Origin of the sequence: Streptomyces sp. NPDC005775 (assembly GCF_042871565.1) — a bacterium.
GTDB lineage: Bacteria > Actinomycetota > Actinomycetes > Streptomycetales > Streptomycetaceae > Streptomyces.
This window is the reverse complement of sequence record NZ_JBIAIU010000010.1, coordinates 20,319-33,947: the sequence shown is the minus strand read 5'-3', so window position 1 is coordinate 33,947 and position 13,629 is coordinate 20,319. Positions and strand designations below refer to the sequence as shown.

Sequence of the window (13,629 nt, the reverse complement as noted above, 5' to 3'; positions counted from 1 at the left end):
CCGCGGTCCGCCCTGCCCAAGTACCATGGAAAACAACGGAGTTACCCATGCTGCTCGCCGCAAGCCCACCGCCGGCCGAGGCGCCACCCCACACCGGTGGACTCCTCCTGCTCATAGACGGGACGGCCGGTCTGCTGACCGTCGCCGTCCTCGGTATCGCGCTCCTCCTCTTCCTGATCATCAAGGTCAGGCTGCAGCCGTTCGTCGCGCTGCTCGCCGTCTCCATAGCCGTCGGCCTGGGCGCCGGACTCTCCGTCACCGAGCTCTTCGGTACGGTGCAGAAGTCCGCCGCCGTCTCCGTCATCGAGTCCGGCATGGGCGGCATCCTCGGCCACGTCGCGATCATCATCGGACTCGGTACGATGCTCGGCGCGGTCCTCGAAGTGTCCGGCGGCGCCGAGGTGTTGAGCGCCCGGCTGCTGAACCTCTTCGGTGAGAAGCGCGCCCCGCTCGCCATGGGCCTGACCGGTCTGATCTTCGGTATCCCGGTCTTCTTCGACGTCGGCATCTTCGTCCTCGCGCCGATCGTGTACGCGGCGGCCAAGCGCTCCGGCAAGTCGATCCTGCTCTACGCGATGCCGCTCCTCGCCGGTCTGTCCATGACCCACGCGTTCCTGCCGCCGCACCCCGGCCCGGTCGCCGCCGCCGGCCTCTTCCACGTCTCGCTCGGCTGGGTCATCCTGATGGGCGCCGTCGTCGGCATCCCGTCCGTCCTGGCCGCCTGGGGCTACGCCGCCTGGATCGGAAAGCGAATCTTCGTCGACGTCCCGCAGGACATGGTCGAGGCCGCCGCGGAAGCGAAGGCCGCGGTCGTCGCCGAGCAGCGGGCCGCCGGAGTCACCCCGCACGAGGCGCCGGTCGCGCTCTCCACCGTCCTCGCGATCATCGGCACCCCCTTGGTGCTGATCCTCGCCGCGACGTTCTCCTCCATCGCGCTCGACCCCTCGACGCTCCGCTCGGTCATCGAGTTCTTCGGCAACCCGTTCGTCGCCCTGACGATCGCGCTGCTGCTCGCGTACTACCTGCTCGGCATCCGGCGCGGCTGGTCCCGCAAGTCCCTCGAGTCCGTGTCGACGTCGTCCCTCAAGCCGGTCGGCAACATCCTGCTCGTCGTCGGTGCGGGCGGCATCTTCGGCGCCGTACTCAAGAGCAGCGGCATCGCGGACGCGCTCGCCGACACGTTCAACGACGTGGGCCTGCCCGTCATCCTGCTCGCCTGGCTCATCTCGGCGGTCCTGCGCATCGCCCAGGGCTCGGCGACGGTCGCCATCGTCACCACCGCCGGCATCGTGGTCCCGCTCGTCGAGGACCAGGACTTCTCACAGCCGCACCTGGCACTGATCATCATGGCGATCTCGGCCGGTTCGATCATCGCCTCGCACGTCAACGACGGCGGCTTCTGGATGGTGTCGAAGTACTTCGGCATCTCCGAGCGCGACACCCTGAAGTCCTGGACGGTCCTGGAGACGGTCCTGTCGGTCGCGGGATTCGTCGTCGCGGCGCTGCTCAGCCTGGTGATCTGAGGGCCCTCGACGGGGCACGGCCCGTACGGGTACTGGCAGGTTCACGCCGCGGACGCGCAGATGATGCTCCGCCCCTCGTTGACCTGCCAGTACCAGAACTTCTCGCCCCTCCCCGACGGGCAGGTCCAGTTCTGGCCCGCCGTGGGAGCCCGGTAGACCCCGGTGATCCGCAGGATCGACTGGCCGGCCCTCGGCACGGTCGAGGCGTCGCAGCGCCAGACCACCGTCAGATCGGCGCTGGTGGTCCCCGTGACGTCAGCCGGGAAGCACTGGCCCACCTGGTACACCCGGTCCAGGCACAGCGTCCTGTCGACCCCGTCGTCGCCGGACCTGCTCCACCAGGTGAAACCCGCCCCGGTGTCGCAGAGGCCGGAGCCGCCGGAGCGGGCACTGACCTGGTTGACGTGCATGTACGCATTCGCGGCACCGCAGCCCACCCGGATCGGGCGGGAGGCGCTCATGTCGTCGTGCCCGTCGTTGTACACGTCGAGGCAGTCCCCGGCGCGCACCGCGGCGAACGCCCGGTCGGTGGCGTCCGGGGTGGGCGTCGGCGTCGGAGTGGGCGTGGGCGTGGGCGTCGATTCCTCCACGGTGTCGCTGCCGGAGCCGTCGTCACTGCTGCTGTCGGTGTCCGGACCGGTGTCGTGCGTCTGGGTGTCGAGACCGCTGCCGGACGACGTCGAGCCGGAACTGCCGGAGGCGGAGGAACTACCGCTGTTGCTCCCCTCACCGCCCGTCGACTCCCACGGCTGCCAGGCCAGCAGCCCGATGACGACGGCCACGGCGACCAGCCAGCCCAGTGCCGACGAGTTCCCCGAGGAGCCGGTCCGCGGGGAGGCCGGGGAAGGCGGGGGCGTCGGACGCCTCGTGCCCGGGCCGGTCGGGGCGGTGCCGGGGGAGGATGTGCGTGCCCGGGCGGCACGGGCCGCCCGCCGCGCCGCCTCCTGCTCGGCCCGTTCCCGCGACGCGCGCTCGGCCTCTTCCCTTGCCGCGCGCTCCCGTTCGGCCCGCTCGCGCGCCGCGCGCTCCCGCTGGACCCGTTCCTGCTCGGCCCGCCTGTGCGCACGCTCCTGCTCGGCACGCGCGTGTTCCTGCGCTGCGCGCTCCCGCTCGCGCCGGGCGCGTTCGGCCTCCCGCCGCTGGGCCGCCTGCCGCTCGGCCTCCAGCCGGGCCGCCTCGACGCGTTCCTGTTCGGCGCGTTCCTGCTCGGCCTGTTCCGCGCGCTGGCGCTGCGCCAGTTCCGCGAGGGCCGCCATCTCCCGCCGTGTGCGATCGAGGCGGCGGTCGCGGTCGCGGGCCGCGCGGGCCCGGCGCTCGGGCGGGTAGACCAGCGTCGGCGGCGGGGGCGGCACCGCGCTCGTGCGCTGTACGAGGGTCGGGGCGGCGGGGTGCGCCGCCGACGGCCTCGTCCCATCCGCGCGACCGGTCCGGCCGGGTGGACCCGGCGGGCGGTCGTTCGCGAGCTCCAGGCCCTGGGTCGCGTACGCGCCGATCAGCGCCGTCCACCGTGGCGGCAGCCACCTGGCCCCGCTCTGGGACGCCGGCAGACCCTCCTGCTCCCGGCGGAAGCGGGCGAGCAGGTCGGCGGGCTCGGGGCGCCCGTCCGGGTCGACGGACAGGCAGGGCCGGATCGTCGGGGCGAGCTCCTTCGGCAGCCCGCCGAGGTCGAGTTCGCCCCGCTGGACGCGGGCCAGCAGCCGCAGAGTGTCACCGTCGGCGGCGTAGGGCGGCCGTCCGGTGGCGAGCAGGAAGAGGGTCGCGCCGAGCGAGTAGACATCGGACGCGGCGGTCGACTCCTCGCCGCGCGCCTGCTCGGGGGAGGTGAAGGCGATCGTGCCGAGCGTGAGCCCGGTGAGCGTGAGGTCGCTGGCGTGCGAGATGCCGAAGTCGATGACGCGGGGGCCGTCCAGGGGCAGCAGCACGTTCTGCGGCTTCACGTCGCGGTGGACGATCCCCACCCCGTGGAGCGTGACCAGGGCCTCCGCGGTTCCGGCCGCGATCCACCGTACGGCCGAGGCGGGCAGCACCCCGCAGGTGCGCACGAGTTCGGAGAGCGCCGGCGCGGCTATGTAGTCGATGGCCATCCACGGCCGCTCGGCGCCCGGGTCGGCCTCCCGCACGCGCGCCGTGTACGCGCTGGCGACCCGTTGCGCCACCGCCACCTCGCGCGCGAAGCGACGGCGGTCGACGTCGCTGACGTTCCCCTCCGCCAGCAGCGTCTTCACCGCGACCAGCCCCCGCCCGCCGCGGTCACCGCTGCGGGCCAGATAGATCCGCCCCATGCCGCCGGACGCGAGCCGTCCGATCAGCCGGTACGGTCCGAGCGTCGCCGGATCGTCCCCACCCAGCGCCTGAACCCGCGCCCCGGCCATGTCACTCCCCCTGTCACACCCTCGGATCAACGGTGCCACGAGGCTGCCCGAACAGCCATGGGATGCGACAACTCCCCGGCACTCTGTTGCGGGTCCGATACAGGCGGCCCGGTACGCCCGCCGGACCCCGCACGTGCAGCAGCGCCACCGGGGGAGCGGCGGCGCTGCTGGTCAGTGATGCCGTGCGAGGGTGCGGATCGCGCTACGGGTGGGGGTTACGGCAGGCCGTGGACGTGCGGGCCGACCGCGTTCGACCAGGCGTTGCCCGACGTGGCGTCCCAGTTGGTCGACCAGGTCATCGCGCCGCGCACACCCGGGTAGGCCTTCGACGGCTTGAAGGAACCGCAGTTGGTGCCCTTGGCGAGGCAGTCCAGGGCCGCGTTCACGACCGAGGGGGCCACGTACCCACTGCCGGCGCCCCTGGTGGAGGCGGGGACACCGAGGCCGACCTGCGACGCGTCGAGGCCGCCCTCCAACTGGATGCAGGCCAGCGCGGTGAGGAAGTCCACCGAGCCCTGCGAGTAGACCTTGCCGTCGCAGCCGAGCATCGAACCGCTGTTGTAGTACTGCATGTTGACGACGGTCAGGATGTCCTTGATGTTGAGCGCCGTCTTGAAGTACTCACCCGAGGTGGACTGCATGTCGATGGTCTGCGGCGCCATCGTGATGACGAGGCCGGAGCCCGCCTTCTGCGACAGGGAGCGCAGCGCCTTCGTCATGTACGTGGAGTTGAGCCCGTTCTCCAGGTCGATGTCGACGCCGTTGAAGCCGTACTCCTGGATGAGGGAGTAGAGCGAGTTGGCGAAGTTGGTGGCGGAGGCGTCGCTGTTGACCGCGACGGACCCCTTCTCGCCGCCGACGGAGATGATGACGTTCTTGCCGGCCGCCTGCTTCGCCTTGATGTCGGCCTTGAACTGGTCGACGGTGTAGCCGTTCAGACCCGCCGAGTCCAGGTTGAAGGTGACGGCTCCGGGCGTGGCCGTGGCGTCGGCGAAGGAGACCGCGATGATGTCGTAGTTCGCGGGGACGTCGCTGAGCTTCTGCACGGTCGCGCCGTTGTTGAAGTTCTGCCAGTAGCCGGTGACCGCGTGCTTGGGCACGGAGGTGCCGGGGTTCGGGTTCCCGCCACCGGTCTTGGCCGTACGCCCGCTGACGGTGGCGGACTTGACCGACTCACCGGCCGCGTTGGTGGCGGTCACCGCGAACTGGTACGCGGTGTCGGCCGCCAGCCCCGTGATCGTCGCCGAGGTCCCGGTGGAGGTGGTGGTCTTGGCGCCGTCCTTGTAGACGGTGTAGCCGGTCGCGCCGGACACCGCGTTCCAGGACAGGGGGAGGGAGGAGGACGTGGCCGTGCCGACGGTGAGACCGGCGGGGGCCGCGGGGATCGTCGGGGCGGGGTCGGTGCCACCGCCGCCGTCGGGTCCGCTGACCGAGACGTCGTCGACGAGGTAGGCGGGCTGCCCGTACCAGCCGTGCGTGTACACGGTGACGGAGGTGGTGCTGGGCCCGGTGGTGAAGCTGGTGGAGAGTTGGCTCCAGCCGCTGGAGCCGGGGGTCCAGGTCGACACGTCGGTGGTGCCGGTGCCGCTGGCTCCCAGGTAGACGTACGAACCCTGCACCCAGGAGCTGAGGGCGTACGTCGAGTTGGGCTTCACGGCGACGGTCTGCGTGCACTGGGCGTTGTCCAGGCCGGCCGGGGTCGCCCTGAGGGCGGCGGTGCCGCCGTGCACGGGCGAGGAGACGGTGGCGCCGGAGCCGCCGGAACAGGTCCAGTTGGCGAGGCCGGACTCGAACCCGGCGTTCTTGGCGACGTTGACGTCGGCGGCCTCGGCGCTGCTCACGAGCCCGGTGAGTGACAGGGCGCCCGCGGCGACGACGGCCATGGCGGCGCCGAGGAGAGGGCGGCTGTGCCGTCTTCTGTGGGTGGTTGCGGGGGAACGTTCCACTTGCTGCCTCCGTGGGGGAGTCGGGGATGGCGGGGAAGCGACACGGGGATGCCGGGGGTGCGGCACGGGGGGTGCCGGGGGTGTGGAATCGAGGAACGGTGGCCACCGCTGGGCGCTAAAACTGGTCCAGACCAATCAAGTTGTCAAGACCTCTGGCAGCTCCCGCTCGCAATACACCGTCCGGCGAGGGGTGATGGGCCGGTGGCCACCCCCGGCCCGTTCACTCCGGAGGGGGAGGTGAGTCCGGAGTCGAGCCCCCTCGGTGGGCATGCGCGTCGACCACGTCCCTCCCGTAGGCCCGGGGGCCCCAATTCGGGCCCAGAGTTCACGTGGGCCCCACCGGTAACACCCGCGAGCGCTCGCGTGAAAGCGCTCCCACGCCCCTGACGTGCGAGGGAGCGAGAAAGGATCATGTATTAACACGATGGCCGCGGCTAAACCTCTGAATGGTCCGCAATTTAACAACCAGTCACTTGGGCTGATTTGTCATGCGGACGACCCGTGGGGAGTTCGTGAGCCCGCCCTCACTGGGCCCCCAAAAGTGTTCTCTGCCCCGCAGTACGTGGATAAAGTGCTGAGGCGGGAGTGCCTGAGCAAGGAGCGCCTGGCAGGACGATTGCGGCCGGCGGTACGCGGCGGCCGGAGCCGAACGGGGAACAGCGTGCCAACAGCAATAGCAGTGACCAGTGCTGACCTCGTGCTGCCTCCGACCGATCAGCAGACGCCCACGGCGGTGGTCCTGCGCGCGCCCGGCGAGCAGCCGCTCGACCAGGCGCTGAGCGACATGCATCTGCTCCTGGAGCAGCACGGCTATGTCATCGCGGTCTACCCCGCCGGCATCCCGGTCGCCCATGAGCGACGGCTGCACACCATGCGCTCGGTGCTGGAGAGCGACCGCATTGCGCTGATCAAGTCTGATCTGCCCCCCTTGGGGGTGGCGGTACTGGTGCGCCAATTGCGGCAGTTGTCCATCTGTGACTTCAGTGCCGGGGTCGTCGCCTCCGCGGCGAGGCTGCTCTCCCACTACATCTACTCGGGCGCGCTGCTGAACACGGTCACCAAGCTGGACCGGGTCCCGGTCAGCCTGAAGGCCCATGCGAAGTCATGGGTGCCCGGCTCGCAGTTCGGCGTGCTGGCCAACCCGAACCCGCAGCTGATCAAGATCGGCTCGGGGGACCTGACCGGCCCGGAATTCGCCACCCATCTGCTGGTCGCCAAAGGGCAGCTGCAATCCGAGTGGGTGACGTCCACGATCGCCCCGGCCTGGCAGGTGCAGGCCGTACACGACATGGCGTTGCCCGCGGATTCGCCCGCTTGGTGGGGCACTTCGAAGATGATCGAATTCGCCGCCTTTCTGCCCGATATTTCACTGATTTACCAGCTGGTTTCTTCGGTTCGCAGGGAGGTCTGCACCTGGTGCGGAAATGAACTCATCGGCGACCGCTGCGGGCTGTGTTCGGCGCCATTGAAACCGCCGGAGAACCAAACGCACGGTTCCGGTGTCCTGAACCACGGAACACCCATGCATCACGGGTCGTGAGCCACCACGACGACGGCGGTGCGCCGCTGCCGCACCCACCCACAGCCCGCCGGACAGCGCACGGCCCGGCCCGTTCCGTACGGGTGAAACGCCCGGCGTGACCCGCGGCGGTCCGACCCCGCTCCGCTCCTCTGTCCGCTCATCGGCCCACGTCTCCCAACGAGGTTGCTCCGCTCATGAACTCTCGGCAACGCCGCGGCGTCATCCTTCTCCTCCTCTCGGTCCTCTGCGCCTTCGGTGCGTTCGCCGGTGTGCTCTCGGTGATCAGTGATGTGAACTCGAAGGTAGGACCGGAGGTGACCGCCTATCAGGTCAAAGCGAACATAGCGCCCTACCGGCCGCTGGACCCGGGGCAGTTCAAGAAGATCTCGATGCCGAAGCGCTGGCTGGCCAAGAACGCCGTCACCGATCTCTCGGTCTTGGACGGCAAGATCGCCGTCACCACCCTCCGCCCGGGCTCGCTGCTTCAGGAGGACATGCTCGTCAAGCGCCCGGCGCTGGAGAGCGGGCAGCAGGAGATCGCGATCATGATCGACGCCGCGACGGGCGTCGCCGGCAAGATCCGGCCCGGCAGCCTGGTCAACATCTACGCGACGTTCGGTGGCCAGAACGACAAGGAGAAGCCCACCTCGCGCGTCATCGTGCCGAACGCCAAGGTCATCGACGTCGGTGAGCTGACCTCGCTCGAGCCGAAGAGCGACGAACGCAGCGGCCCGAGCGAGGCCGTGCCGATCACCTTCGCCCTGGACACCACCGACGCGCAGCGCGTCGCCTACGCCGAGTCGTTCGCGGAGCACGTCCGGCTGGCCCTGCTGCCGAACGACAGCCCGACCACGCTCCGTCCGGGCGAGGGCAGCTACAACCTCGACGAAGACAAGAACAAGTGAGGACCGGATGAGCACACGAATCCTCCCGGCCGTCGGCGATGCCGACGCCGCCCGATCCATCACCACGCTGCTCAGTCAGCTCCCCGACGCGGAGCCGGCCGGGCCCCTGGGTGATTCCACCGCGCTGCTCGACACCCTGGCCCGGCTCGCCGCCGAGTCGCTGGACGAGCTGCCCGAGGTCGTGCTGGTGCACGAACGGATCGGTCCGGTCCCAGCCCTTGAGCTGATCCGGGAGGTGGCCCTGCGCTTTCCGGCGGTCGGGGTCGTGCTCGTCACCGCCGACGCGAGCCCCGGGCTCTACTCGGCAGCCATGGACTCCGGCGCCCGCGGCCTGGTCGGCCTGCCCCTCTCGTACGAGGAGCTGGCCCAGCGCGTCCAGGCCGCCGCCGGCTGGTCCGTCGGAGTCCGCCGCCACCTCGGGGCGGGCGCCGAGGTCTTCACCGGCCCCGGCGGCACGGTCGTCACCGTCAGCGGCGCGAAGGGCGGCGTCGGAGCGACGGTCACCGCCGTACAGCTGGCCCTGGCGGCCCAGGCCTCCGGCCACACGGTCGCCCTGGTCGACATGGACCTGCAGTCCGGCGACATCGCCTCGTTCCTGGACGTACAGTTCCGCCGCTCCATCGTCGATCTGGCCGCGATCAGCGACATCTCGCCCCGCGTCCTGTCCGACGCCGTGTTCAGCCACACCAGCGGGCTCGCCCTGCTGCTGGCACCCGGCGAGGGCGAACGCGGCGAGGAGGTCAGCGACCGTTCCGCCCGCCAGATCGTCAGCGCACTGCGCTCACGGTACGAGGTCGTGGTCATCGACGGCGGCAGCCAGATGAACGGCGCCAACGCCGCAGCCATCGAGATGGCCGACATCGCACTGCTGGTCACGACGCCGGACGTGGTCGCGGTACGCGGCGCGAAGCGCATCGTACGGATGTGGGACCGCCTCCAGGTCCGCAAGGCGGAGGAGACGACGACCCTCGTCAACCGCTACACCCGCAACACCGAGATCCAGCCCCCGCTGATCCAGAAGATCACGGGGACCCGGATCGCGGGTGTGGCGATCCCGGCCAACTTCAAGGAACTCCAGGGCGCGGTCGACGCGGGCCGCATGCACGAACTCGACTCGAAGAGCGTCGTCAAGCAGGCGCTCTGGGCCCTCGCGGGTGAGCTCGGGTTGGTGAAGGTACCCGCCGGAGCGGAAGGCGGCGGCAAGTACAGAAACGACCGGGGTTCGATCGGGCGCTCGCGCAGACGGGGCGATTCCGCGGGCCGGGGCAGGACCGACTGAGGGGGCAGGTTGATCCATGGTGACCACCGAGAGGGCGGAAACCGGAATAGGCAGGAGACGTGACCGCGACCGCGGACAGACCGCGATCGAGTTCGTCGGGGTCACGCCACTGATCATCCTGCTGCTCGTCGCGCTGTGGCAGTGCGCGCTGTTCGGCTACACGTTCATCCTGGCGGGCAACGCGGCAGATGTGGCGGCGCGGGCGGGGAACGGGGCGCGGTTCAGACCGACGGCTGCCTGTCGGGAGGCTGGGAAGAAGGACCTGCCGAGCGCCTGGCACGGCAGAGCGTACTTCGGATGCGACGTGAATCCGGAGCCCGGCCTGTACAAGGCAAAGGTTGAGCTCCACGTGCCCGTACTGGTCCCTGGAGTGCTCGACTGGGGCCCGAAGGTCACCGGCGAAGCAGCGTCCGCGAGGGAGGGCTGACCATGACCGGGAACACACGAAGGTCTGCACGCGACCGGGGTCAAGTCGCCATCGAGTACATGGGATTCATCCCCCTGCTGCTCCTGGTCGGACTGTGCGCCATCCAGCTGGGCATTGCCGCGTACACCGTCAATCAGGCGGGGACGGCCGCACGCGCGGCAGCCCGTACGGCGAGCCACGAGCGGCCCCCCATGTCGCCGGAGCTGGCCGGCAAGCACGCGATGAGCGACTGGCTGGCGGACGGGGCGGAATTGGAGGGGGCGTACGGCTACGACACGGTGGCCTACACCGCCCGCGTCAAGATCCCCAGCCTCATCCCCGGCCTCTCGTTCGACCCGGCCACCCGCACCTCCACCATGCCCCGCGAATAGCCGATCCGCACCGACCCCCGCCGCACCACACCGGCACGCCGGACCAAGGAGTCAGCACCATGAGCCTGCGGGCACGCATCACCGCCCCCGAGGAGCGCGGCGGGGGGCTGGAGGACGGCCACATGGTCGCCTCCTACCGGGCCAAGCTGCTTGAGGAGATCGACCTCGCGGAGATGTCCTCGCTGGCCGCCGCCGACCGGCGGGCCCGCCTGGAACGCGTACTCGGGCACATCATCAGCCGCGAAGGGCCGGTCCTCTCCTCCGTCGAACGCTCGCAGCTGATCCGCCGGGTCGTCGATGAGGCCCTGGGCCTCGGCATCCTGGAACCGCTCCTCGAAGACGCGTCCATCACCGAAATCATGGTGAACGGACCGGACCAGATCTTCGTCGAGCGCAGCGGCAAGGTCGAACAGCTCCCGATGCGCTTCGGCTCGCACGAACAACTGATGCAGACCATCGAGCGCATCGTGTCGACCGTCAACCGCCGCGTGGACGAGGCGAACCCGATGGTGGACGCCCGCCTCCCCAGTGGCGAGCGCGTCAACGTGATCATTCCGCCGCTCTCGCTGACCGGCGCCACGCTCACCATCCGACGGTTCCCGAGGGCCTTCACCCTCCAGGAGATGATCGCGTTCGGTTCGCTGGACGAACAGATGCTGATCCTGCTCTCGGGGCTCGTCCAGGCCAAACTCAACATCATCGTCTCGGGCGCCACCGGCACCGGCAAGACGACCCTCCTCAACGCACTCTCCGGGCTGATCCCCAACCACGAGCGCATCGTCACCATCGAGGACTCGGCGGAACTCCAGCTCCAGCAGAACCACGTCATCCGGCTGGAGTCCCGCCCGGCGAACGTGGAGGGCAAGGGGCAGATCAGCATCCGTGACCTGGTCCGCAACTCCTTGCGTATGCGCCCCGACCGCATCGTCGTCGGTGAGGTCCGTGGCGGCGAGTCCCTCGACATGCTCCAGGCGATGTCGACGGGCCACGACGGCTCCCTCGCCACCGTCCACGCCAACAACGCCGAGGACGCGCTGATGCGTCTGCAGACCCTTGCCTCCATGTCGGAGATCAAGATCCCCTTCGAGGCCCTGCACGACCAGATCAACAGTGCCGTCGACGTGATCGTCCAGCTCACCCGGTTCGCGGACGGCGGACGAAAGGTCACCGAGATCGCGATCCTCGACTCGCACGGCCGCGACAACTACCGCATCGTCAGCGTGGCCCGCTTCGTTCCCCAGCCGATGGCCGCCGACGGCCGGATCTACGGCCAGTTCCAGTACCTCCCGCTCCCGCGCAAGATCGCCGAACGCCTCTACATGGCCAGCCAGCCCATTCCCCAGGCCTTCGGCGTCGCCTCGTCCGACGAACAGCTCGCCACCCGAGAGGCCAAGTAGGTACCGCGCCATGACCAATCTCCCCCTCCTCACGATCGGCGTCACGCTCGTCTGTGGCGTGCTCGGCGTCATGGGTCTGCACGCGTACGCCGGTGGCAAGGCCGACCGCGACGCCCTCGTCGACCGCCTCTCGCACACGGGCCAGATACAGGCCGCAGGACGCCACCGCCGCTTCCAGGGCGTCGACCGCAGGCTGCGCAAGACCACATTGGGCCGCAAGATCGAGCTGAAGCTCGCCGCCACCGGGCTCGAGATCACGCCGGGCGAGTTCTTCGTCTACGCCCTGATCGCGATGGCGGGGCTCTGGATGGCGGCCTCGTCGATCCTGGCCTCGTTCTTCGGACCCGTGGCAGCCCTGATCGGGCTCTGGGGCACCAACGCCTTCCTGAACTGGCAGCGCACCAAGCGCACCGACCGCTTCATCAACCAGCTCCCCGAGCTCTCCCGCATCCTCGCCAACGCCACGCAGGCCGGACTCGCGCTGCGTACCGCGCTCTCCATGGCGGCGGACGAACTGGAGGACCCGGCAGGCGAGGAACTCGCCCGGGTCGCGCGCCGGCTCAGCGTCGGCGAATCGCTCGACGACGCCCTGAGCGAGCTGACCGAGCGCCTGCCGTCCCGCGAACTCGTCGTCCTGGTCACGACCCTCGTCCTGTCCAACCGGGCCGGCGGTACGGTCGTCAGCTCCCTGCGCAACCTCACGGAGACGCTGGAGGAGCGCAAGGAAACCCGTCGCGAGGTCAAGACGCAGCTGTCGCAGGTGACCGTCACGGCCTACGCCGTTCCGGGCTTCGGCTTCGGCGCCATGCTCCTGATGAACGCCGTCATGCCCGGCGCACTCGACCGCATGACCGGTGCGCTGATCGGCCAGGCCGCGGTCGTCGTCTCGCTCATCCTGTACGCGATCGGATTCATCGTGATCCGCCGCCTGTCCCGTATCGACGTCTAAGGGGAGGAGCGGACATGGACCTGTTGCTCGCACTCGTTGTGGGTCTCGCTGTGTACGGGGCGATCGCCGGCATCCGGATGTACCGTGCCGACGCCAAACTTCCCGGCGACCTCGCCATCGCCCTGGAGGTCGGCTCCACCCGGACCAGCGCGGTCGGCTCCGGCATCGACCGGATGGGCATGCGGTGGGCCCCTGCGGTGCTCAGGATGATGGGCCCCAAGGCCGTCAACAAGAAGCGGCGTCAGATCGACATGGCCGGCAACCCCGGCGGCCTCACCATCGACCGGTACGCCGCCCGGCGTGCGGTCTATGGAGCGCTCGGCGCGTTCGGCGCGCTGTCGATGCTCATGCGCGGTCAGTTCTTCCTCGCCATCCTGCTCCTCGCCTTCGGCGCCTTCTGGGTCGAGGTCGGCATCTGGTCGGCCGTCCGCGTCCGCAAGGAACACATCGAACGCACGCTCCCCGACTTCCTCGACGTCCTCGCGGTCGTCGTCTCGGCCGGCCTCGGCTTCCGCCAGGCCCTGGAGCGGGTCGCCGAGAAGTACGAAGGCCCCTGGGCGGACGAACTCCGCATCACGCTGCGCCAGATGGACATGGGCGTCAGCCGCCGTCAGGCGTTCGAGGAACTGAGGAAGCGGAACGACTCGGAGCAGGTTGCGATGTTCGTGACCACACTTCAACAGGGCGAGGAGCTGGGTGCACCGATCGTCGAGACGCTGATCCAGATCGCCAATGACATGCGGCGCACCGACGCCCAGAACGCTCGACGGAAGGCCGCGAAGGCCGTCCCGAAGGCGACCTTCGCAGTGACCTCATTCCTGCTTCCCGGAACGCTGCTGCTGCTGACGGTCGGATTCGTGTACGGGGCCAACGTCGACTTCTCGTTCCTCGGCGGATGACCTGAATGACGGGGATGATGAGTATCACGAGCGGCGGGA

At 69.7% G+C, this 13,629-nt stretch carries 11 protein-coding genes; 9 read left to right on the top strand and 2 right to left on the bottom strand.

All coding sequences use genetic code 11. From position 1 onward, the window contains the following. The first annotated feature begins 47 nt into the window (after positions 1-47). Entirely contained in the window at positions 48-1,523 is a 1,476-nt protein-coding gene (locus ACFYPA_RS22780) for a GntP family permease (RefSeq protein ID WP_389133878.1), read from the top strand. 41 nt (positions 1,524-1,564) lie between these two features. Here the strand turns inward: ACFYPA_RS22780 and ACFYPA_RS22775 are convergent, their stop codons facing one another. Continuing rightward, positions 1,565-3,895 (bottom strand): serine/threonine-protein kinase, encoded by a 2,331-nt coding sequence (locus ACFYPA_RS22775; protein ID WP_359350531.1) that lies wholly within the window; start codon positions 3,893-3,895, stop codon positions 1,565-1,567. Between the two features lie 215 nt (positions 3,896-4,110). Further along, complete coding sequence (locus ACFYPA_RS22770) at positions 4,111-5,778, bottom strand: chitinase (RefSeq protein WP_389134149.1); 1,668 nt, start codon at positions 5,776-5,778, stop codon at positions 4,111-4,113. A 742-nt stretch (positions 5,779-6,520) separates the two neighbouring features. On the opposite strand from ACFYPA_RS22770, the gene ACFYPA_RS22765 reads away from it, so the two are divergent. The 8 genes from ACFYPA_RS22765 to ACFYPA_RS22730 all read left to right on the top strand — a co-directional run bounded on the left by ACFYPA_RS22765 (position 6,521) and on the right by ACFYPA_RS22730 (position 13,590). Beyond that, the gene (locus tag ACFYPA_RS22765) at positions 6,521-7,381 is read left to right on the top strand and encodes a hypothetical protein (protein WP_359078823.1); all 861 of its coding nucleotides are present in this window, start codon (positions 6,521-6,523) and stop codon (positions 7,379-7,381) included. A gap of 176 nt (positions 7,382-7,557) precedes the next feature. Continuing rightward, positions 7,558-8,268, top strand: a complete 711-nt coding sequence (gene cpaB, locus ACFYPA_RS22760; RefSeq protein ID WP_389133874.1) for a Flp pilus assembly protein CpaB — start codon at positions 7,558-7,560, stop codon at positions 8,266-8,268. A gap of 7 nt (positions 8,269-8,275) precedes the next feature. Next, positions 8,276-9,547, top strand: a complete 1,272-nt coding sequence (locus ACFYPA_RS22755) for an AAA family ATPase (protein WP_359078827.1) — start codon at positions 8,276-8,278, stop codon at positions 9,545-9,547. A 16-nt stretch (positions 9,548-9,563) separates the two neighbouring features. Then, positions 9,564-9,974 (top strand): TadE family protein, encoded by a 411-nt coding sequence (locus ACFYPA_RS22750; RefSeq protein ID WP_389133871.1) that lies wholly within the window; start codon positions 9,564-9,566, stop codon positions 9,972-9,974. A 2-nt stretch (positions 9,975-9,976) separates the two neighbouring features. After that, positions 9,977-10,345 (top strand): TadE/TadG family type IV pilus assembly protein, encoded by a 369-nt coding sequence (locus ACFYPA_RS22745; RefSeq protein WP_389133869.1) that lies wholly within the window; start codon positions 9,977-9,979, stop codon positions 10,343-10,345. 59 nt (positions 10,346-10,404) lie between these two features. Then, positions 10,405-11,742 carry a CpaF family protein gene (locus tag ACFYPA_RS22740; protein ID WP_359078832.1) on the top strand — a complete coding sequence of 446 codons (1,338 nt, stop codon included), beginning with the start codon at positions 10,405-10,407 and terminating at the stop codon, positions 11,740-11,742. Positions 11,743-11,752: 10 nt separating this feature from the next. Then, positions 11,753-12,691: a type II secretion system F family protein gene (locus tag ACFYPA_RS22735; protein ID WP_359078834.1), complete on the top strand. Its 939-nt coding sequence runs from the start codon at positions 11,753-11,755 to the stop codon at positions 12,689-12,691. Between the two features lie 14 nt (positions 12,692-12,705). Further along, positions 12,706-13,590 carry a DUF5936 domain-containing protein gene (locus tag ACFYPA_RS22730; protein WP_359350520.1) on the top strand — a complete coding sequence of 295 codons (885 nt, stop codon included), beginning with the start codon at positions 12,706-12,708 and terminating at the stop codon, positions 13,588-13,590. Positions 13,591-13,629 lie beyond the last annotated feature (39 nt).

Excerpts from the sequence above, each read along its gene's own strand:
- ACFYPA_RS22755 (WP_359078827.1), top strand. The coding sequence starts at position 8,276 with ATGAGCACACGAATCCTCCCGGCCGTCGGCGATGCCGACGCCGCCCGA.
- ACFYPA_RS22770 (WP_389134149.1), bottom strand. The coding sequence starts at position 5,778 with ATGGCCGTCGTCGCCGCGGGCGCCCTGTCACTCACCGGGCTCGTGAGC.
- ACFYPA_RS22740 (WP_359078832.1), top strand. The coding sequence starts at position 10,405 with ATGAGCCTGCGGGCACGCATCACCGCCCCCGAGGAGCGCGGCGGGGGG.
- ACFYPA_RS22750 (WP_389133871.1), top strand. The coding sequence starts at position 9,564 with ATGGTGACCACCGAGAGGGCGGAAACCGGAATAGGCAGGAGACGTGAC.
- ACFYPA_RS22780 (WP_389133878.1), top strand. The coding sequence starts at position 48 with ATGCTGCTCGCCGCAAGCCCACCGCCGGCCGAGGCGCCACCCCACACC.
- ACFYPA_RS22735 (WP_359078834.1), top strand. The coding sequence starts at position 11,753 with ATGACCAATCTCCCCCTCCTCACGATCGGCGTCACGCTCGTCTGTGGC.
- cpaB (WP_389133874.1), top strand. The coding sequence starts at position 7,558 with ATGAACTCTCGGCAACGCCGCGGCGTCATCCTTCTCCTCCTCTCGGTC.
- ACFYPA_RS22775 (WP_359350531.1), bottom strand. The coding sequence starts at position 3,895 with ATGGCCGGGGCGCGGGTTCAGGCGCTGGGTGGGGACGATCCGGCGACG.
- ACFYPA_RS22745 (WP_389133869.1), top strand. The coding sequence starts at position 9,977 with ATGACCGGGAACACACGAAGGTCTGCACGCGACCGGGGTCAAGTCGCC.
- ACFYPA_RS22730 (WP_359350520.1), top strand. The coding sequence starts at position 12,706 with ATGGACCTGTTGCTCGCACTCGTTGTGGGTCTCGCTGTGTACGGGGCG.